The following is a 20,154-nucleotide window of genomic DNA, read 5'->3' on the forward strand; positions in this document are numbered from 1 at the left end:
CAAGACGCTCAGCAACAGCAGCAAAAGCGTCGGGGCAGCACTCCACCTGCGCGGAGAGGCTGGGCGAATGACCATATTCACGGCTTTACCTCGCCAAAGGCTATGGCAATCAAGCAGGGCAAGCGCCGGTTATCATCATTCATGCAAAAGCGTGCCTGTCCGCACCGGCCACTTCGTGCAGCACCTCCCCAATGACCCGTGTCATGCGCTGCATGTCATCAGGCGTCAGAGTCGGGTGGACGAGGAACATGAGGCTTTGTTCCCCCAGTTCCCGTGCGTTTGGCAGCGGATCACGCGGCCGCCATCCTGTGCCTTCGAACGCCTTCTCCAGATAGACCTCGGAACAGGATCCCTGGAAGCAGGGAATCCCGCGAGCGGTCATTTCATTGACGATCCGATCCCGGGACCAGTCGGCGGGCAGGTTGTCAGGCCGGATATAGGCATAATATTTATAATAGGCGTGGATCGATCCATCCGCCCAGCCGCCGTGATCCCTGGCGAGTGGTCCGCTCAACCTTACGATACCCTGATCGCCCGAAAAGGGCGCCAGCGCGTTATGAAGGAGCGTTGCATTCTTCGTGCGCGCCCCTGTCCACTCCGCCATCTGCCGCAGCTGAATACGACCGATGACCGCTTGCATCTCAAGCATCCGCCAATTGGTGCCGATGCTTTCATGCAGCCAACGAAAACCGGGAGGATGTGCCCGCTCATAGACGGCTTCCCAGCTCTTGCCATGGTCCTTGAAGGACCACATGCGTGACCAGAGGCCGCGATCGTTGCAGGTCACCATGCCCCCTTCGCCACCGGTGGTCATGATCTTGTCCTGGCAGAAAGACCAGGCTCCCACATGGCCGATCGAACCGACGCTGCGGCCCTTATACCGTGCACCATGCGCCTGCGCGCAATCCTCGATCACCTTAAGGCCATGGGTCTCAGCCAGTTCCATGATCGGGTCCATGTCGCAAGGCCAACCCGCCAGATGCACCGCGATGACCGCCTTCGTACGAGGACTCAAGACGGCGGCGATCGTCTTGGCGGACAGATTGCCGCTGATCGGATCAACATCCGCGAACACGGGCGTGGCGCCTGCGTTGGCGACACAGGAAATCGAGGCGATAAACGTGCGCGGCGTCACAATCACCTCATCCCCCGGCCCGATGCCCAGGCCGTGCAACGCAAGGTCGAGCGCCACGGTCCCGTTCGCTACGGCGATGGCATGGTCCGCTTCCGCCCAGCTTGCGAACTCGCGCTCGAAGGCACGGCATTCCTCGCCCGTCCAATAGTTGACGCGGCCGCTCGACAGCACCGTCGCGACCGCTTCTATCTCCTCGCGGGAAAAGGCGGGCCAAGGGGCGACGCCCTGATTCAGCATACAAGTTCCTTCTCAAGCTGTCGCGCAGGGACGCCAACGACAGTCGTGTTGGGGGGGACATCCTTGGTGACCACGGCGCCCGCACCGACTGTGGCCCCTCTTCCGATCGTCAAAGGATGACCTGGGCGACCCTGTTTGATGACGGCGCCCGAGCCGATATAGGCGTGGTCCTCGATCACGATATTGCCGTTGCATTTGACGCCCGGCGCGAAGGTGACAAAATCCCCTATGACGCAATCATGCTCGACATAGGAATAGAGATTTGCATGAAAGCATCGGCCGATGCGGATATTTGAAGTCAGCGTCACGAAGGGCGAAAGAATCGCTCCCTCACCTATGACGACATCATGCATCTCCACGACATTTTGCGCCCGTGCTTCGAACAGGGGAATCCCTGCATTCGCGCATTTATCGGCAAGTTTCGCGCGTATCTCGGAATCCGCAATCGCGAGGCAAACCCTCTTTTGTGCCGGATTCGCGCGGAAAGCATCCCACGACAGGATTGGATAACCGTTGGCCTCCTTCATTGGCGCGTCGTCAATGAACACGAGGTCCGCCTCATGACCATAGCGCGCGCGAACGATGGGCATCACGCCGCGTCCGCAGCCGCTCGCTCCATAAACGCCCAGCAAGGGTTTCATATCTCATTTCCCTGGAATTTCGGCATTGTTGCTTCACCCGCGGCACTGATGCCGTCGCGCGCGACCACCTTGAACACCGTCAGCATGAGGATCTTGAGATCGAGCCAGAAAGTCTGGTGATCGACATACCAGATATCCAGCGCCAGCTTCTCCGGCCAGCCAAGAGCGTTGCGGCCATTGACCTGGGCCCATCCGGTAATGCCTGGCCGCAATTCGTGCCGGCGCAGTTGCTCCATCGAATAGCGCGGGAGATACTCCATGAGCAGGGGGCGGGGTCCGACCAGGCTCATATCCCCCTTCAAGACATTCCACAGTTCCGGCAGTTCATCCAGGCTGGTCGCACGCAAAAAGCGGCCGAAACGCGTCAAGCGCTCTGCATCGCTCAGCGGCTGCCCCGAGGCATCCTGCGCGTCACGCATCGTGCGGAATTTGACCATGCGGAACGCCTTTGTGTCCCGGCCAGGACGGTGCTGGCAAAAGAGGATTGGAGAGCCGAGATCAAAACGCACCAGGACCCCAATCAAGATCATGAGCGGAGAAAGGAGAAGCAACGCCGCAGCCGCGACGATGATGTCCAGGAGACGCTTCCTCATTTCTGCTCTGCCGCCAAAACCGGGGGCCGTGCTGACATTATGGCGGCATAAGGCGCATCGCCATCCAGGCTGACGCGCCCGACACCGGCAGTCACCCAGTCAACCCACTGCTTTGAGAGATGATCGCGATTCATGGCGCCGCGTGCAAATGCCGCTGCATTATGCCCCATTTCCACAAGAGCGGCGCGATCTTCGGCCGCCTGCTCGAGCGCGTCGGCAAACGCCGTCGGGGAATCAGGCCTGACGGCAAAGCCCAGTTCATGTTCCCCGATCATATCCGCCAACCAGCCCGGATAATTGTTCAGCACGGGCAGGCCAACCGACAGATAGTCGAAGAATTTGTTAGGCGAGGTACCATAGGCAAATTCGGGAATATTCCGCAGAATCTGCAGGCCAATGTCAGCCTCACCGAGCAAGGAGGTGAGACGCCGCTTTGAGACAGGGTCAAAGAACCGGACGTTGGAGAGCTTTTCAGCCTTCACCCGTTCCTTTAGACGCGCCTTCTCCTGCCCCTTGCCCACAAGCGCGAGGACAATGTCAGTCCGGCCCCGATTGCGCAGCTCAATACCAGCATCAACGACTGCGTCCAGACCGTTAGCCAGGCCATGCGTTCCGCAATAAACAGCCAGGAGCTGCTTGTCCGAGATATTATTCGCCTTGCGGAAACTGGCGTCAGCAGCGGCCCGGCTGTCGGAAAACAGCTCCACATCGCAGCCATTCGGTATCATGCTGACGCGGGACCGCGGGACTCCGCGGCGCGCAATCCCATCAACGATTCCAGGCGACAAACCTATGCACCGCGTTGCCGAGCGGTATGAGACCCATTCCAGAACGGACATTGCGCCCAGGATAACCGGATTGGTGATCACACCCATGGCACGCGGCAATTCAGGCCAGAGATCCCTGACCTCGAACACGAAAGGCTTGCCCCGCAGCCATCGGGCAAAAATGCCCGGAATGCCCGCCGTCAAGGGCGTCGTTGTCGCAAAAGCGAGATCGTATTTCTCGCGCAACGCCAGCTTTATGGATGCCAGTGCGAACTTGACGAAAACGCCTGATCGCCGGATGAAACCATCCTCGTTGGCATAGCGCATGTCGAATTCCACGACATCGATGCCATCAATTGTGCCGCGTCTGCAGCCCTTGTGAAATGGGCCGGTAAGTCCGGTAGCCCCCTGGGAATAGGAGCCGCAGACCATCGTCACGCTATGCCCTTCACGCAGCAACCGACGCGCCATCTCATAGGAGCGCGTGCCCGCAGCCCCGTCAGGCGTGGAATAATGCTGGTGGAAATAGAGGATATGCACGTTTGAAGTCGCCCGCTGCCATCGCCATCCGAAAAGGCATAATCGCCCTTTCTACCGTCTCGTTCGAGGAATCATCATGCATTCGAAATCTTACGTAAATTATACAACACGATTCAACGAAGCGATTCCTTGTAGCATTGGATAGCATCAACTCCGCATCTGACAACCCGTTCCCTATGTCAGCGTTATGGAATGTATCGAAACACGTTGAGGGCCTGTCAGCCGATTTAGGGGGCTACTTCACCGATCGAAACGACGCCTCTCCAATGATGTCGAGCACACTATCTCTCCGGCAGAGAACCGCGTGCCATCATAGTGGCCCGACGCCCAGCAAGTACGAGCCTTGGAGGCTGGCTCATCGCGTAGCCAAAGAACGTTGTATTGGCATGACAACATCGAAAAGTTTGCAAACGATTGCGACCAAAGAAATTGGAATAACGGTAAACATGAATGCATTATATACCGCACCCCTCGCAAACACTAGAAGTGTCACTGACAGAGTTCCGTACGCGGTGAACATTACTGCAGGACTTTTTGTTGTCTTTACCAAATTCTCAATTGCGCCCACGATTAACGCCAGCAATATCGAATATATTGCCATACCCCAAAGTCCCGCATTGGCATATGCATCTCCAAATACAGTGGGATGCATCGAAAGACCATCATTTTTCATATAGCCGAAATAGGCGTCATGCATCGTATACGAGAATTCAGGCGGCTTAATCGGAGGATACCAGAAGAATAATATCCTTCTCAGCGTAGCATTCTCTTCAAATCCAGGAAAATAGTTATTTATCGAAATGAAGTGTAGAAATGCATCGAATAGGTCCTGCTCGGCTCCGTCAGTCGCCCCCTCGAACAGAAACCACATATCTCCGGCAAGGAACGCCTCCAAGCCACCAGAATGACGCACAGCCCGCGCCACAATAAAAAGAATGACGGAGAAAACGAGTATTATGATAGATATCGATTTAGTCTTTTTGCCATCGGACGTTAGAAGATATATCATTGCCGGCATGAGGAATATTAGCAAATAGCTTCTGGTCTGTAGAACAAAAACTGCAAATAATATCCATAAGAGAGATAGAATAAATGGAAATGCTTGCTGGACGCCGATCTTGCGTAGAGCTATTGCGAGCGGCAATATGCCAGCCGAAGCATACGCAATGTAGGTTGATACCAGGGGTAAAGGGCTATCAGACTGCACCAATTCCCACCAGTCGAGGTTAATAATTGCATCTAAACTATATAGTTTTAGGCCAATTACAAAACCAGCAATAGACAAACAAGCCAGCGCGATAGGTATTCTCTGCTCCCTAATCGAGCGATCTACAATAGATGACGTAGATCTCTGAATATGGAAATACGTTATATTATCCCAAACTCGCGACGTTCCGAGATAGGATCTTATAAAACCAATAGAAAGGCAGAATATCATTAAATATCCCGACGCAAAAACGTTAGCAACAAGATATACGTAATCAGGGTATTTCGGATTCATTGCATATTGCATCGTAACTGGAAGGTAGAACACCATCATCACACTGCAATAGAATATGATAAGTGGTGATTTCTTTCGATATTCGGCACAGACCAGGATAGCCAACATAATGTAGCTGAGAAAAATGATGGCGTTGACCATTTTTGCCGATTACCTCCGTTTATCCCTCCCTACCTGTCGAAGGAGCCAATGGAAAGGCCTGGAGGCTATAATCATTCAGCGGGCAATCGAGACGTTTCCGTTCCTGTCACCTAGGATCCGAAGGGCTTCTGAAAGATGTGACGTTCACCCCTTCTCTCATACAAGCTTTCTACGATCTCGTAGACCCAAATTCCGGCCGCCCGGGCTCTGCGATCATTAAGTGAGACGATGAGAACCGCGCCGATTGCTTAACGGCTGTGCCCTCGCTCTCCTGGGCAATCTGTAATTTGCAGAGCCAGGCAGTGTTCATCCCTTGAGAGTTAATCGATTTATCCGCACTGGCCGCGCCCGAGCCCGGTCGTGCTGTATCGGGCCTCACAGCGGCGAACGTGTGTTGACTCGATGGGCTCCTATTGGCGCATCTCGATACCTTTGCAGATCGTCCGTCCCTCCGCTCTCCCGCAGCACACCACCCCAGATCAATTGCCCGGCCACCCGGCTCTCGCAAGCAAACCTTTGCCCTGCGTCACGGCGCAAACGATGTGCCGTCGCGCAGCGTGGCGAGATAATGACGGGAAGTCCGTAAGTGAGCGTCACACCCGCATTTCCGAGGCCGCAACTCGTGGCGAGCTTATGCCGGGCGAAAGTCTCCTGACTTTCGGGAAATGATAAAGTGGCTGCGTCGTCGAGCAGTTTGCGGGTTGAACCATCACCTGGCTTCGTGATCCGCCTAGTCCAGTCGCGCTCGACCGATTGATATCGTCCGGAGGCAGAAACGGGCGCCAGCATTGTGCAATTGTCGAAGGCGGCCAGAAATGAGGCCTCAATCAAGGATGGAGGGAAGCAGCCACAATGCGCGATTGCTCATACGCGCGGAGCCACGGGGCACTGACGCGCGCCAGAGCAAACACCGTTCTACTCAGATGCAAATCACCGCGCGAAAATACGGGCAGGTATTATGAATATATGAATAGCTGCAATGAAAAAAAAGCGCTTGAGATCACCGATATCCCGAAAATTCTCCCCAGCAGAACTGCCTTGATTAATCGAGCACCATCTGCGCCACCGTCAACACCTTGATCAACGGCGTACGATATTTTTGGTTCAATCCAGAAGGTAAGCAATACAGCACCAAAAGCATTGATAAAGCCAGAGAGGTGACTCAAGCTCGTTCGGTATTCCGGGATTGCAAGGGCCAAGGAAAACATGAATAAAATTGAGGACGAATATATAAAATGTACAAATGCAGATACCCAGAAAATTTTCATCCTAATCGCTGAACTAGGATTTAATACCGGTATATTGGCGTCACTTACACCAAAGCTGAAAATAGAACCGATTATCTGGTAGATCAACCTGACTCCGCTGTATTGCGAATTCAGAATACGTGAAAATCTCGATGCATAGATATCTAGGCGAAGGTAAATGAAGCACGACGACGCGGTAGCGAGTGCAATCGATATAATGCATCCAATATAGTAGGATCTCAACGTCATACCTGTATCGACGATCATTCCCAGCGATGGCAACATCGTCATTGTGAAGAGACGTGTTAATATAAAGACCGTGTTATAAAGAGCGTATGCGGACGCGGGCCGTCCCACGCTGTAACCCGACATTCGCGCCACATAAGCCAGCACTTCAAAGAAATGGATCGCGGAGAATAATATCCCGACAAACATCATTATGTAAATGGGATTCAGAATGTTGGCCTCCCCGACAATCCAAAGCGCAGTTCCTTAGAGGATAGATTTTCTCCATCGAATAGGCCATTGTCTTTGATTTCAGGCCCAGGATAGAAGAAATGAGGTGAAATATCTATTAGGCCGAAATGGCGATTATCCACGAGCGTAACGTTATTAAAACTTGAAAACATCTCCCTACATATCGGAATATTGGATGTGACCACCGGCATTCCGAATGTCGCCATTTCGCACACAGAAACACCCTGGGCATCATAGCGCGTCGGCATTAAAGCCAATTTATATTGATTAAGAAGTTCGGGTAAGGAGGACTGCGGCACGAATCGATCAAACCATCGCAAATTTTTGGGAGACGCATTATGGTTGAAAAATACTCCCTTGCCATACACGTCGAAATTAATTTTTGGATTTGCCCGCGCACACTCAAGAACAAGGTCTATCGCATATTTAGACTGATCGAGAGGGCGAATTGTTATTACATCTTCCGATTTTTCCGATCTGGCGTAGGTTCTTTTTCGAAATATCGGATGGACGCTATTTGCGATAATTGCGCATTCGAAATCGTGAAGATCGATATTAATCCTGCGTTCAAATTGTTCCTTCATCCATGAACTGACAAACACAAATTTTATGGTGTTATTTTTCGCTAGTAATTTAATTATATAAGGAAATGTGACTAGTTTTACGTGATCGTACGTCGACGCCAATAGATCCTTCCAGCTCTTTCTCCATTCATATGGAGTTGGATAGTCGCTGTTATGGAGCACTTCATGTCCGTGGATAAACAGTACAATGGTTTTTCTGCATAACGACCTTAGCAATCGAAAATGGTTTTTGAGATTTGGGGCGTGGCAAAAAATGATATCGAATTGACTGGCAATTCGTCGTGAAGGGTAAACGACTTTGACACCGTCAATATCGTATGATTCTTTGCAGCGGAAGCTGCCAACAACGGGGGTAACTCCGGCGCCTAAATAGCTTACCGAGCGCGAATGTACATAAGCCATTGCGTATGGCTTCTCGCGGCTTGGATAGTCTTCCGTAAGAATAAGAATCCGGTCACGCCCGTCATATCGCATATCAGGCAACCCCTCGAGAAGGCCATGCGGCTTTAAAATCGAGGACGATCCCATGCGGCCTGTTACTTTTCTTGAACTCTCTATGATCCACGAGCAGGACGTGAATGTCGGCGCGGATGTCGGCACTTGACTTCGACAGTTCCCGCTTCTCCAGTCCGACCGGTAATTTAGAGATATTAGGCTCAGCTATGATAATGCGTCCTGCATGACTACGCGAGAGCTCCATCGCTATGCTCTCAGCAGGACTCTCTCGTAGATCGTCTATGTCAGGCTTAAAAGATAATCCATAACAAGCGATCGTGACATCAGTTTCTGTCTGCCTGGGATTAACTGAAAGATGATCTAAGACCGCTTCCTTCACCTTTTGCAGCACCCACTTGGGCTTCGCATCGTTTACCTCTCGCGCCGTGCGGATGAGCCGAGCTTCCTCTGGCGTCTTGGAAACGATGAACCAGGGATCCACCGCAATACAATGACCGCCAACACCAGGGCCTGGTTGCAAGATGTTCACCCTTGGATGGCGGTTAGCAAGCCTGATGAGTTCCCACACGTCGATTTCCAGCTTGTCGCAAATGATCGACAGTTCGTTGGCAAAGGCTATGTTCACGTCGCGGAAGCTGTTTTCGGTAAGCTTTGCCATCTCCGCCGTTCGCGCATTGGTGATCACGCACTCGCCATCGACGAAGATCTTGTAGAGCGCGACAGCTGCGTCGGAGCATTTATCCGTCATGCCACCGATTACCCGATCGTTATGGATGAGTTCCTGCATGACCTTGCCCGGCAAAACCCGTTCAGGGCAGTGCGCTACGCGGATGTCGGAGTTTTCGCCATCGGCCTGTGGGAAGGTCAAATCAGGCCGGGCCTCGGCCAGCCATGCCGCAAGTTGCTCCGTCGCCCCCACCGGCGAGGTAGATTCCAGAACAACGAGATTTCCCTTGCTCAGCACAGGAGCGATCGCCCGTGCGGCCGCCTGGATATAGCTTAGATCCGGAGTATGATCATCTCCCTTGAACGGGGTGGGTACCGCGATCAAAAAGGCGTCAGCAGGTTCGGGCTTGGCAGTTGCGCGGAGAAAGCCCTCCGTTACTGCGGAATGGACAGCGATATCAAGGTCCGGCTCCACAATGTGAATCTCACCCCGGTTGATCGTCTCAACCGTCTGCGCGTTGACGTCGACGCCAATCACCTTGACCTTGCGTGATGCGAACATCGCCGCGGTCGGCAAACCGATATAACCCAGGCCAATGACGGAGATGGTGGGACTGGTCATGCTGCTTCGCTGTCCTTGTTCTGAAAATGCTGTTCCGCCCAGTGGACCAGGGCATCTGCGATGCGCCGGCATGCAGCGCCGTCCCCGTAGGGATTGTGGGCAAAGCTCATCCGCGCATATTCCTCGTCATCGGAGAGAAGCCGCGTGACTTCCTTCACGATCAGCTGCGTATCGGTCCCGACCAGCTTTACGGTTCCGGCTTTCACGGCTTCGGGACGTTCCGTCGTATCGCGCATGACCAGCACCGGCTTGCCGAGAGACGGCGCCTCTTCCTGCACGCCTCCGGAGTCCGTCAGAACGAGGTGCGCCCTGTCCATCAGATAAACGAAGGGCAGATATTCCTGCGGTTCGATCAGATGAATATTCTGTATGGCAGCAAGCAATCGATTGACCGGTTCCTGCACCTGGGGGTTGAGATGGACCGGATAGACGATATCGACTTCCGGAAAATCGGAGGCGATCGTGGCCAGCGCCTTGCACATGCGCTCAAACCCGCCCCCGAAGCTCTCCCGTCGATGTCCAGTGACGAGGATCATTCTACGGTCGCCGGCAAGTTGCGGGAGTTGCCGCTGCACATCCTGCACGAGCGCGTCGTCTCCCTTCAGCCGCTCCACGACCTGCAGGAGCGCATCGATCACAGTGTTGCCGGTGACGAGAATGTCGCCCGCATCCACGCCTTCCCGACGGAGATTTTCCTGCGCAGACTGCGTGGGCGCAAAATGCAGTGCCGTCAGCGCCCCGGTAAGTTTGCGGTTGGCCTCCTCAGGCCATGGCGAGTAAAGATTATGTGTTCTCAGCCCGGCCTCGACATGGCCAATCGGTATCTGGTGATAATAAGCGGCAAGGCTGGCTGACAGCGTGGTCGCCGTATCGCCGTGGACGAGCACCATGTCAGGTCGGAACTGCTGAAAAACCTCGCGCATGCCGAGCAAAACCGCGCTGGTGACATCGCTCAGGTCCTGCCCGGGACGCATGATCTTGAGGTCATAGGCGGCCTCCAGACGAAAGATTTTCAGGACTTGATCCAGCATCTCCCGGTGCTGGCCGGTCACGCAGATGCGGCAGTCAAATCGGCTGTCCTTGCTCAGCATCAGCGCAAGAGGCGCCATTTTGATGGCTTCAGGCCGTGTCCCGAACACAAGCATCACTTTGATCGACATGGGTGGATTTCCCTTTGTTTCATGGCCCCCTTCACCAGGTGACCGAAGAGACTGGAATGAATGTGATCGGCCCGCAGGCCGGCCGTCGGCTAAGAGGTCACCATCAGGACGCGACATCCTTCATGACCGTTGGCGAGTGATATTCCGGGACAAGCTCACGGAGGACCGCCAGAGCGCCACTGGACCCCCCGTGGCTCAAAAAGCCGCCAAGCCGGTCGAGATCCGCAGACAAGCTGGTCCAGGCGAGCATATTCTCCCGCGCCTGCATGATCCGCGAATGAGCGGTGGGGGCGGGATCATCGCCGATCAGAAGCTCCTCATAGAGTTTCTCGCCGGGACGCAGGCCAACCTCGACAATCTCGATGTCGCCGTCGGGCGTCATCTTATCCCTCACGGACAGCCCGGAAAGCCTGACCATTGTCTCGGCAAGGTCCAGAATGCGGACAGGCTGCCCCATGTCGAGCACGAACACCTCGCCGCCCAGGGCCATGCCACCCGCCTGAATGACCAGCAAAGCCGCTTCGGGAATTGTCATGAAATAACGAGTGACATCCCGGTGCGTGATCGTCACCGGACCGCCCGAAGCAATCTGCGCCTTGAAAAGGGGCACGACCGACCCACTCGACCCCAACACATTGCCGAAGCGCACCATGGTGAAGAGCGTATTCTTCTGCTCTTGCGCCCGCGCCTGGAGAATGAGCTCGCAAACCCGCTTGGACGCGCCCATGACATTGGTCGGCCGCACTGCCTTGTCGGTGCTTACCAGGATGAAACGCTTGACCCCCACCGCTTCGGCGGCAAGCGCGCAATGCAGCGTGCTGAAGATATTGTTCCGCAGACCCGCGATCGGATTGCTCTCCACCAGCGGCACATGCTTATAGGCAGCAGCGTGATAGACGCTCTCGGGCTGCCAGCGGCGAAAGATGCGGAAAACAGAGTCCCGATCGGCGACATCGGCCAGCTCGGGTACGATTTCGACATCATGCCCCTCCTGCGAGGCCAATTGCCGCAGTTCGCGCTCGATCGCGTACAGAAAATATTCCGACTGCTCGACGAGGATCAGGCGCCGGGGATGCGAGCGGATGATCTGACGGCAAAGTTCGCTGCCGATGGATCCACCCGCCCCCGTCACCAGCACATTCTTACTCAGCAAGGAGCGCCCCATCAGCATCTCATTTGGCGCAACCGGATCGCGGCCCAGCAGATCCTCGACCTGCACATCGCGAAGATCGCTTACCGTCACATGGCCGTCGATCAGCTGACCGATGCCGGGTAGCATCCTGACGCGGATCTTGCGCATCTGCAGCGCCGTCACGATCTCACGGCGGCGGCCCCGCAAGGCGCTTGGAATCGCGAGCAGGACTTCATCCACCTGCCGCTCCTCCAGGATGCGGTCGAGCAACGAGGAGTGCCAGACGGTAAAACCATCAAGCTGCTGCTCGCTCAACCGGGGATCATCGTCGACATAGCCGACCAGCACCAGATGCGGCTCCTGCCGCAAGCTGTTGGCGAGCTGTTGGCCGCCTCGCCCTGCCCCGTAGATGAGCAGCCTTCGCCGCTCTTCTCCATTTCCGCGCGCCAGATGCAGAAGATCGCTGACGACAAAACGCATGCTCAAACGAAGGAACAGCATGAGCAGGAAGAAGATCATGGGATGGAGAAGCGATGTCGTGCGCGGAACGCCCGATACCTGCACCCATCCGAAAATGATCGTGAGCGGCGCCGACAATAGAGCGCAGGCATAGAATAACCTGCCTGATGCCCGTGCGCCGGAAAAGCGGATCAGATTACGATAGATACCCATCCGCCACGCCAGCGGCGCCCAGAAAAGCAGCGCCGTGCCCGCCAGGGTCAGCAGTGAGCTTATATCATCGGGCCATTCACCCAATCGCAGGGCGAGCGCGATCCAGGCCGCGCCGAAACAAAGCACCCCATCAAGACAGAAGACCAGCCATCGCCGAGCCGAGCGCGGCAGCGACGTAAACGCCTCCAGAGCGTCAAGGATTGGATTAGCGATTTCTTTCGTCATTGCTTGGGCACCTCTACCGATGTGCTTTCCCTGCGAAATGGATCGATGGTCAGCTGCAAGCCAGTGGCGCGGCTGAACGAAGGGCACAGATGACGCCCGTCATTCGACAGTGACCGATTTTGCGAGATTGCGCGGCTGATCCACGTCCGTGCCCTTGGTGACCGCCACATGGTAGGCAAGGAGCTGGATCGGTACGCTGTACACCAGCGGCGCGATCAGCGGGTGAACCTTGGGCATGGTGATCGTCGCCAGGCAGCCGGCGCCTGCAGCCTCAATCCCGTCATAGTCGCTGATCAGCACAACCTTGCCGCCGCGCGCCTGGACTTCCTGCATATTGCTGACGGTCTTCTCGAAGAGAGGACCCGAAGGCGCGATCACAATGACCGGCACCTTTTCATCGATGAGCGCGATCGGGCCGTGCTTCATCTCGCCGGCCGCATAGCCCTCGGCATGGATGTAGCTGATTTCCTTGAGTTTGAGCGCGCCTTCGAGGGCGAGCGGATAATCGGTCCCGCGTCCCAGATAGAGAATGTCCCGCGCCGCCGCGATATCGGCCGCAACGGTCTGGATGGTTTCCTCATAGGCGAGGGCAGCATTCAGTGCCGCCGGCGCTTCAGCAAGATGCCTGACGACCCCTTGCTCATCCTCCTGCGTCATGCGCCCCTTGGCGCGGGCCAGATTGGCCGCGAGCGCCGCCAGTACGGCAAGCTGGCAGGTGAAGGCCTTGGTCGAAGCAACGCCTATTTCAGGACCCGCATGGGTCGGCAGCACCAGATCCGCCTCGCGCGCCATACTGCTCGTAGGGACGTTGACGACGACGGCGATCTTCTGCCCTTCTTCCCGGGCATGGCGCAATGCCGCCAGCGTATCGGCGGTTTCGCCCGACTGGCTGATGAAAAGCGCCAGCCCGTCGGGCTCGATCACCGGCGCGCGGTAGCGGAATTCCGATGCTACATCGAGATCCACCGGAACATGCGCGAACTGCTCGAACCAGTATTTGGCGATCATTCCTGCGTAAAAGCTCGTGCCGCACGCCACGATCGTGACACGCTTGATCCCCGACAAATCAAAGTCAGGAATCGGCAATGTGAGCGTCTCGTCAATGCGGCGCAGATAGGATCGCAAGGTTTGCGCGACGACGATCGGCTGCTCGTAAATTTCCTTGATCATGAAATGGCGGTGGTTCCCCTTGGACACCAGTTCGCCATCGACACCCGACAGGGTTACCGCCCGTTCGACAGGCTCATTATCCTGGTCGAAGATCCGCACCTCTTCGCGCGTACAGACGACCCAGTCGCCCTCCTCCAGATAGACGACATGCTGCGTCAGTGAAGCGAGCGCGAGCGCGTCGGAGCCAAGATAAGTCTCTCCCTCGCCAATGCCCACCACCAGCGGAGAGCCCAGCCGGGCGCCGATCAGGAGATCGGGATGGCTGCGAAACAGGATCGCCAGCGCGAAAGCGCCCCGCAATTCGGGAAGAACTTCCCGGACCGCGTCGATGGGACTGAGGCCGGCCTCGACCTGTTCGCTGATCAGATGCGCGACGACTTCCGTATCCGTTTCGCTCGTGAACACCCGTCCGCGCGCGACAAGCATATCGCGAAGCGGCTTGAAATTCTCGATAATGCCATTGTGAACGACCGCGACCTCGGCGGTGGCATGCGGATGCGCGTTATTCGTCGTCGGACCGCCATGCGTGGCCCAGCGCGTATGCGCAATACCGATCGCGCCCTGGAGCGGAGCCACTTCAAGCTCCCCCGACAGATTGTTGAGCTTCCCCGATGCGCGGCGCCGCTCGATCCTGCCATTGCTCAAGGTGGCAATTCCTGCGGAATCATATCCCCGATATTCCAGCCGCTTGAGGCCGTCCAGCAGTCGGGGCGCCACATCATCATGGCCTATGATACCAACGATTCCACACATGAATATTCAGCCCCAATTTGCGAGTGCTTCTTATGCACAGCATCCAATGTGATGCAAGTTGCGATTCCTTTACGGTTACTTATGGAATCCAGGCCCAAACCGCCTGTACGCAGCTCGCGAGCGCAAGCGCCCGCTCCCTCGCCGAGGCAAGGCAGGCAAGCCAATCCCCAGAGCAGGTCCAGCGGCTCGAGTTTCGCCTAATTGTAGACCTCTCTCCCAAGGCCTCGGTCACAAAGGAAACGGGAATCTCAATGACCACCAGTCGAGTATCCGCACACGCAGAAACGCGGCAGCTCGGCATGACATGCAGAGCCGGATGGGGGTGTCCTGTTGCTTCAGCAGCTCAAATGCCGAACGACTAATGGGTCGTCGCAACATGTATTCGACCAGCGCCATTTCTGACTGTCAGGCCGAGCGAGATTTCCACAATTCCTTTCAGTTTCGGCCGTCCTCGTGACGGCTTATGCAGACCGATTGTTACAATGATAGGTAATCACGGAGGAATCGCAGCATTCATCCGATCCCTTTGGAACATATGTTGCGAATGCTTGTCAATTCTTTGGTTCCATGCCGAACCGCTTCATAGTAGGAGGGCTCCATCCAATGACAGGGAGGTTCTCATGATTTTTCGGGATGGAGAATTTCGCCGGGCCGCCAGCAACAAGCCGATGCTCTTCGACGGATGGGGATATATCCCTGTCGAATCGACCTCTGGCGACCGAGCATGTGCGGAGCGGGCAGCGCCATCGGGCTCGGACGACCCGACAAACGAGAAGCTCGTTGCGCCTGAACGAATAAAGCTCCACCAGGTCATGCGCTAGGAAAGCCCCGGCCGGTTCTGAGCAAGATCGGCCGGAACGGGACAGACCAGCACGGCCGATTTCTGCTTACTGGTCGCAATGAGATTGAGACACGAGTTGCTGTCTCGAAATCTTTCGCGGCCCGGGCATTTCCCTGCCCGGGTCGACCTGCTCGGATCTGCGCCACGAGCATGATTCGGAAAATTTGGCGGCAACCACCCGCAATGCAGGCAAAAAAATGGCGGCTCGCGGCCGCCACTCTTCTTACGATTGCTTAAAGGTCAGTTGCTGTCCGAGTCGTCATCATCGGCAACCACCACGACCGCGGCGACCGCCACGGCAGCAAGACCCGCCAGGGCAATCACAGGAACGCCCTGCAGCTTGCTCGCCTTCTTGGCGGGTGTCGCGGCCTTGATCTGCGCCGCCTTGGCGACAGAAAGCGCGGAAGCAGAGTTAGCCATGGCCGGTGCCGCCACCAGAGACGACGCCACCAGGCCAGCAAGAAGAATGCGGATACGCATGTCGGTTGTCCCTTTGGAAGTTGAAATTTGTGCTTTGGTATCACTGGATTCGGCATTGTGCAAGTGCGTTAGTCCGATGAATGCCATTCAATCGCGGCGAATGCTCGATCATTGCAAGCAATCACGAATGCTGTTGTAGGATCCATCGGTCTCCACCCTCAAACCCCATGGCGCTCAGCACGCCCGAGCGATAGGCGCCTGTGTCGAGCCCGATCCGGCCCGGCCGCTCGATAATTTCCTCAAAGATCGTGTGACCATGAACGATCACTATTCCCGGTATCAGAGGCCTGGCTTCGCGGAGAAAATCATCACGGATCCAGCGCAGGTCACCTGGTTGCTGCTCTTCAAGCGGCACCCCTGGGCGAACGCCGGCATGGACGAACACATAGTCGCCCTCGACAAACATATCCTCAAAACTCGCGAGGAAAGCGCGATGCGCGGGTGGAACCACCTCCTCGAGCAGTGCGGCCAGTTCGTCATAGTCCGCCGCCTCATAGGCATTCCTCCTTATGCCATAGCTCAGGATCGTTTGCGCGCCACCCATCCGATCGAAGAACCGCAGCGCACCGCGGTCGCCACTCAGGGCTTTGAGAAAGACCTCCTCATGGTTCCCCAGCAGGAATCGCGTCTCGGGCCGCTCTGCCTGTAACGCAATCAGATGATCGATAACGTGCGCTGACTGCGGTCCACGATTGATAAGATCGCCCAGGAAGATCAGTTCGCCCCTGGGACCGCCACGCGCCGCCTCGTCGGCACATATTCGTGCAAGCAGGCCTTCAAGCAGATCAAGATGGCCATGGATGTCGCCGATGGCGTAAAGCCTGCGTCCTTCCGGAGCGCGCACGGCAGCAGGCGGCGTCTTTGCAAATCGGGAAAGCAGTCTTTCGAGCATCAGCGGATGCTGTACCTTGATGGTTCTTAAAGGATGAGATCACAGCAATGGGTAAAGTTGGCGGGGTTGCAAGCGCAAAATGGTGGAGACGGGAAGCATTCCGCCCAATGGCCATGGCAATCGCGCTTGCCGTTCCTGCTCCACTTGCCTCGGCGGACGTGTCTCCACCATTCAAAGCCATTCGCGCGGTCGACGCGGAAATGGCGCGGCTTGGCCAACGGCTCGCCGTCGCCAACGCCAGCCTGTGCGACCGGCAGCAGCCCGGCCTGGGATTGATGCTCCATACGCCTGCACAATATGCCCGCGATGTCCGCGCAGCCGCCATCCGTCATTTCCGTTTCGATGGTCCCATCGGAATAGAGGCGGTCGTGGCGGGTTCGCCGGCGGCAGCGGCAGGCATTCGCGCTGATGACACGTTGATGGCCGTGGGACCGGTGCGGTTCCTGCCTGCCGATCCTCAAGCCAAGGCGAACACCGCCGCACTGGCCGACGCTACGCGTCGGATCATGGCGCTCCCTGTCGATCGCCCCCTCACGCTTCACTTGCGGCGCGGCGGGCACGATCAGGAGCGTGTCGTCGTGCCGGTGCCGGCTTGCCGAACGCGCTTCGAGGTGGTGCTCGGCCCCGATTTCCTCGCCCAGGCAGATGGCGAAGTCGTGCAAATCGGCAGCCGCTTCTTTGCAGATTATTCTGATTGGGTCGCTGCGCCGATCGCGCATGAACTTGCGCATAATATATTGCGGCACCGCGAACGGCTGGAGGCAAGAGGCGTGGATTATGGCCTGTTAGCGGGCGTGGGCCGCAATCTTGGCTATTTCCGGCAAACCGAGCTGGAGGCTGACATCCTCTCGGTCTCGCTCCTCGCGAATGCCGGATTCGATCCTGCCATCGCCGTCATCTTCTGGCGTGCATTTGGGCCCGCCCATGACGGGGGTATCCGCAGCCGCTCTCACCCGGCCTGGAAGGATCGCGTCAAGGTGATCGAACGCGCCATCGCAGATCTGGGGCCAGAGCGTCCGCATCGGCCCTCAATCCTGGCCGCGCGCAACGAGCCGCTCGACGGCAACTGGCAGACCCTGCTGGACCATGGTCATTGATCCTCGATCGCGCGTTCGTACAATCCCGGCTACCTCGCAGGCACGATCCCAACGCACTATAGGGTGGATTCACGAAGAATCCGGTAAAATCGGCCGAAGCCTCCCGAAGGCTGTCATGGGCTTGCGAGCCTTTTCGATTCAATGTCTTGCATGGATTTTCATCGCAAGCGTCGATCGTTGATCATACCGGATCTTACGCGCAGCATGAGAGTACGGGGCAACGGGAACACAGCCTTCGCGAAGTGTTTGACGGCCTGCGGTATATCGTGAAGACCGGCGCACCGTGGCGATGAATGCTGAACGATTTTCCGCCCTGAGCGGGCGGTCTACAGCACATGCAACGCTCACTGTGGCGGGTAGCTTCAAGGCACTGGTGGACGATCAGCGACGAGGCTTCGGCCCGCTGCCTCAGCGCGATCGACTCTTTATCCGCGCTCGCAAGCCCGCCGCGCCTTCCCATGCCCGATGAATATGGCCCCCGCCGGCCCGCCTTCAGTTCAGCCGCAAGGCCCGGTCATGATCCTGGCCGGGCCCGATGATGCGATGCACGAACAGACGATCAGGCTGCACAGAATAGAGGATGCCATAGCCGTTGTAGGAGCGTCGCCTGATGCCATGCTGTTCGTAGCGCGGGACCAGCGGAAAGGCGCGGGGCAGGTCGCCTAGGCGCCTTGCGGCATCGCGCAGTTCTTCAACGAACGAAATTGCGCGGGCGGGATTGTCCTTCTCGATATGCATTCGAATGCCTTCGAGGTCGCGCCTGGCCCGCGTGGACAGCGTGACCTTCATTGACGCGCTTCACCGCTCGCACTTTTCTGAATGTCGGCAACGATCGCATCGCAAACATCATCGAGATCATGGCCGCCCCCGGCTTCCATCTCTTTCAGGCTTTCCTCAATAGAGGCGTCGAGTTCCTTCAGCCAACGCTCTTCGTCCACGATCGCGCTTTGATCGCGTCGGATCAGATCGCGCACATAGTCGCTGACACTGGCATATTGGCCGCTGTCGATACGATTCTGCACATAATCCCGCAGGGGATCAGGCAGGGAAATATTCATGGTCGCCATCGGCTGACACCTCCAATCTCCCTATATGGCAAAATTTGCCAACGCATTCAACCGCGCCGCTTTGTCCGTTCGGATGACTATCAAAAGCACATCACAGAAGTATCGTTATCCCCATGGTCCAACATCGAAGAGAAAATGCGATGTGTCCGTTGGGTAGGCTCTATCTCCGCGTGGCAACTCCGACCGAGCCCGCAAATGGTCTTGGCGCATATGCGTAACAATCCTCGCGTGAGGCCGGGAACTAGTCCCCTGCCCTGTCGTGCCGGCATGCACCGGCGTGGATCTTTGCCCGATTGGGAAAGACAGTCCCGGCCGCCTCTCCCCTGCAACCGATAATCAGCGGTCCTGAGGCTTGGTCGCTTCGTTCCCTGAGCCCGCACCACGCCTGCAGATCCTCGCTGGCCTCTCCTGCCGGCATTCCTGGGTGTCCGTGTCGGCAGATGGCTTGACCATCGCCGGTCAAGCGACTCGAAGGGAGTAGAAGGCATGGAACAAGCCGGGGGCGGTCCCTGCCCGCGCGCAACGAACCTCTCAACGGACACTGGAAGAACCTGCCGGGCAATGGCCACGATCCTCTCGCGCGCGTTTGTCCAATCCCGGCTGCCCCGCAGGCGCAATCCCAACGCACCATGGGGTGAATTCACGAAAGCGACACGCCCGCAAAAGAGTTCGATGCGCTGATGCGTGCCGTCTGCCTTAATGGCGCCCTTCAATCTCGTTCCGGGCGGCCTCGGCGACGAACGCGCTGCGGGTCAGATTGCGCAACGCCGCGGCCTGATCGATCGCGTCAAGCATGCCACGGCCATGGACACATTGACGCGAGCCAGCCTGTTCGCCGCACTGATGCGAGGAACGGCCAGGATAAAGGCCCCCTGCGCCAGATCATCCTTGGCATCATCGCGGATCGTCTCGACCGAACGCGGCTCTGTCTCGTCAGCATCCTCGAACCACAGGTCCAATGCCTCTACCGCGTTGGGCAGAAGATCGTTCATTGTGTCCGCAGCGGAAAAGCAGCCGGGGAGATCGGGAAACGTCACACCGTAAGTGCTATCGCCGTC

16 protein-coding genes and 2 pseudogenes are annotated in these 20,154 nt (G+C 56.8%); 2 read left to right on the forward strand and 16 right to left on the reverse strand.

The annotated features are described in order from the left end of the window. Positions 1-139 precede the first annotated feature (139 nt). The 13 genes from TZ53_RS24365 to TZ53_RS24415 all read right to left on the reverse strand — a co-directional run bounded on the left by TZ53_RS24365 (position 140) and on the right by TZ53_RS24415 (position 16,932). Positions 140-1,372, reverse strand: a complete 1,233-nt coding sequence (locus TZ53_RS24365) for a DegT/DnrJ/EryC1/StrS family aminotransferase (protein WP_044663463.1) — start codon at positions 1,370-1,372, stop codon at positions 140-142. Next, the gene (locus TZ53_RS24370; protein WP_044663464.1) at positions 1,366-2,013 is read right to left on the reverse strand and encodes an acetyltransferase; all 648 of its coding nucleotides are present in this window, start codon (positions 2,011-2,013) and stop codon (positions 1,366-1,368) included. Before TZ53_RS24370 ends, TZ53_RS24365 begins: the two co-directional genes overlap by 7 nt. Further along, on the reverse strand, positions 2,010-2,606 hold the full coding sequence (locus TZ53_RS24375; RefSeq protein ID WP_044663465.1) for a sugar transferase: 597 nt from the start codon (positions 2,604-2,606) through the stop codon (positions 2,010-2,012). The genes TZ53_RS24370 and TZ53_RS24375 overlap by 4 nt, the downstream gene beginning before the upstream one ends. Next, positions 2,603-3,913, reverse strand: a complete 1,311-nt coding sequence (locus tag TZ53_RS24380) for a glycosyltransferase family 4 protein (RefSeq protein ID WP_044663466.1) — start codon at positions 3,911-3,913, stop codon at positions 2,603-2,605. Before TZ53_RS24380 ends, TZ53_RS24375 begins: the two co-directional genes overlap by 4 nt. Before the next feature lie 355 nt (positions 3,914-4,268). Next, complete coding sequence (locus TZ53_RS24385; protein ID WP_044663467.1) at positions 4,269-5,555, reverse strand: O-antigen polymerase; 1,287 nt, start codon at positions 5,553-5,555, stop codon at positions 4,269-4,271. A gap of 956 nt (positions 5,556-6,511) precedes the next feature. Further along, positions 6,512-7,240, reverse strand: a complete 729-nt coding sequence (locus TZ53_RS26475; RefSeq protein WP_084694439.1) for a lipid II flippase family protein — start codon at positions 7,238-7,240, stop codon at positions 6,512-6,514. A 14-nt stretch (positions 7,241-7,254) separates the two neighbouring features. Continuing rightward, the gene (locus TZ53_RS26480) at positions 7,255-8,337 is read right to left on the reverse strand and encodes a glycosyltransferase (protein WP_172668349.1); all 1,083 of its coding nucleotides are present in this window, start codon (positions 8,335-8,337) and stop codon (positions 7,255-7,257) included. Position 8,338: 1 nt separating this feature from the next. Beyond that, a complete protein-coding gene (gene wecC / locus TZ53_RS24390; RefSeq protein WP_044663468.1) occupies positions 8,339-9,607 on the reverse strand; it encodes a UDP-N-acetyl-D-mannosamine dehydrogenase in 1,269 nt (422 codons plus the stop codon). Next, complete coding sequence (wecB, locus tag TZ53_RS24395) at positions 9,604-10,767, reverse strand: non-hydrolyzing UDP-N-acetylglucosamine 2-epimerase (protein WP_044663469.1); 1,164 nt, start codon at positions 10,765-10,767, stop codon at positions 9,604-9,606. Before wecB ends, wecC begins: the two co-directional genes overlap by 4 nt. Positions 10,768-10,870: 103 nt before the next feature. Further along, positions 10,871-12,883, reverse strand: a complete 2,013-nt coding sequence (locus TZ53_RS24400; protein ID WP_238320191.1) for a polysaccharide biosynthesis protein — start codon at positions 12,881-12,883, stop codon at positions 10,871-10,873. 12 nt (positions 12,884-12,895) lie between these two features. Beyond that, positions 12,896-14,719, reverse strand: a complete 1,824-nt coding sequence (gene glmS, locus TZ53_RS24405; protein ID WP_044663471.1) for a glutamine--fructose-6-phosphate transaminase (isomerizing) — start codon at positions 14,717-14,719, stop codon at positions 12,896-12,898. 1,081 nt (positions 14,720-15,800) lie between these two features. Beyond that, positions 15,801-16,127 (reverse strand): hypothetical protein, encoded by a 327-nt coding sequence (locus tag TZ53_RS24410; RefSeq protein WP_238320192.1) that lies wholly within the window; start codon positions 16,125-16,127, stop codon positions 15,801-15,803. 34 nt (positions 16,128-16,161) lie between these two features. Further along, positions 16,162-16,932 (reverse strand): metallophosphoesterase family protein, encoded by a 771-nt coding sequence (locus TZ53_RS24415; protein WP_044663473.1) that lies wholly within the window; start codon positions 16,930-16,932, stop codon positions 16,162-16,164. Positions 16,933-17,090: 158 nt separating this feature from the next. On the opposite strand from TZ53_RS24415, the gene TZ53_RS24420 reads away from it, so the two are divergent. Both TZ53_RS24420 and TZ53_RS27030 read left to right on the forward strand, forming a co-directional pair. Next, positions 17,091-18,029, forward strand: coding sequence for a M48 family metallopeptidase (locus TZ53_RS24420; protein WP_157009881.1), 939 nt, complete (start codon positions 17,091-17,093; stop codon positions 18,027-18,029). Between the two features lie 206 nt (positions 18,030-18,235). After that, positions 18,236-18,319: pseudogene (locus TZ53_RS27030) on the forward strand (IS5/IS1182 family transposase); the annotation flags it as partial. A 202-nt stretch (positions 18,320-18,521) separates the two neighbouring features. On the opposite strand, the gene TZ53_RS24425 reads toward TZ53_RS27030, so the two are convergent. The 3 genes and pseudogenes from TZ53_RS24425 to TZ53_RS24435 all read right to left on the reverse strand — a co-directional run bounded on the left by TZ53_RS24425 (position 18,522) and on the right by TZ53_RS24435 (position 20,133). After that, a complete protein-coding gene (locus tag TZ53_RS24425; RefSeq protein ID WP_044663475.1) occupies positions 18,522-18,818 on the reverse strand; it encodes a type II toxin-antitoxin system RelE/ParE family toxin in 297 nt (98 codons plus the stop codon). Beyond that, entirely contained in the window at positions 18,815-19,087 is a 273-nt protein-coding gene (locus TZ53_RS24430) for a type II toxin-antitoxin system ParD family antitoxin (RefSeq protein ID WP_052628311.1), read from the reverse strand. Before TZ53_RS24430 ends, TZ53_RS24425 begins: the two co-directional genes overlap by 4 nt. Positions 19,088-19,792: 705 nt before the next feature. After that, positions 19,793-20,133 (reverse strand): annotated as a pseudogene (locus TZ53_RS24435) (type II toxin-antitoxin system HicB family antitoxin). Between the last annotated feature and the right edge of the window lie 21 nt (positions 20,134-20,154).

It is taken from the genome of Sphingobium sp. YBL2 (assembly GCF_000943805.1).
Lineage (GTDB): Bacteria > Pseudomonadota > Alphaproteobacteria > Sphingomonadales > Sphingomonadaceae > Sphingobium > Sphingobium fuliginis.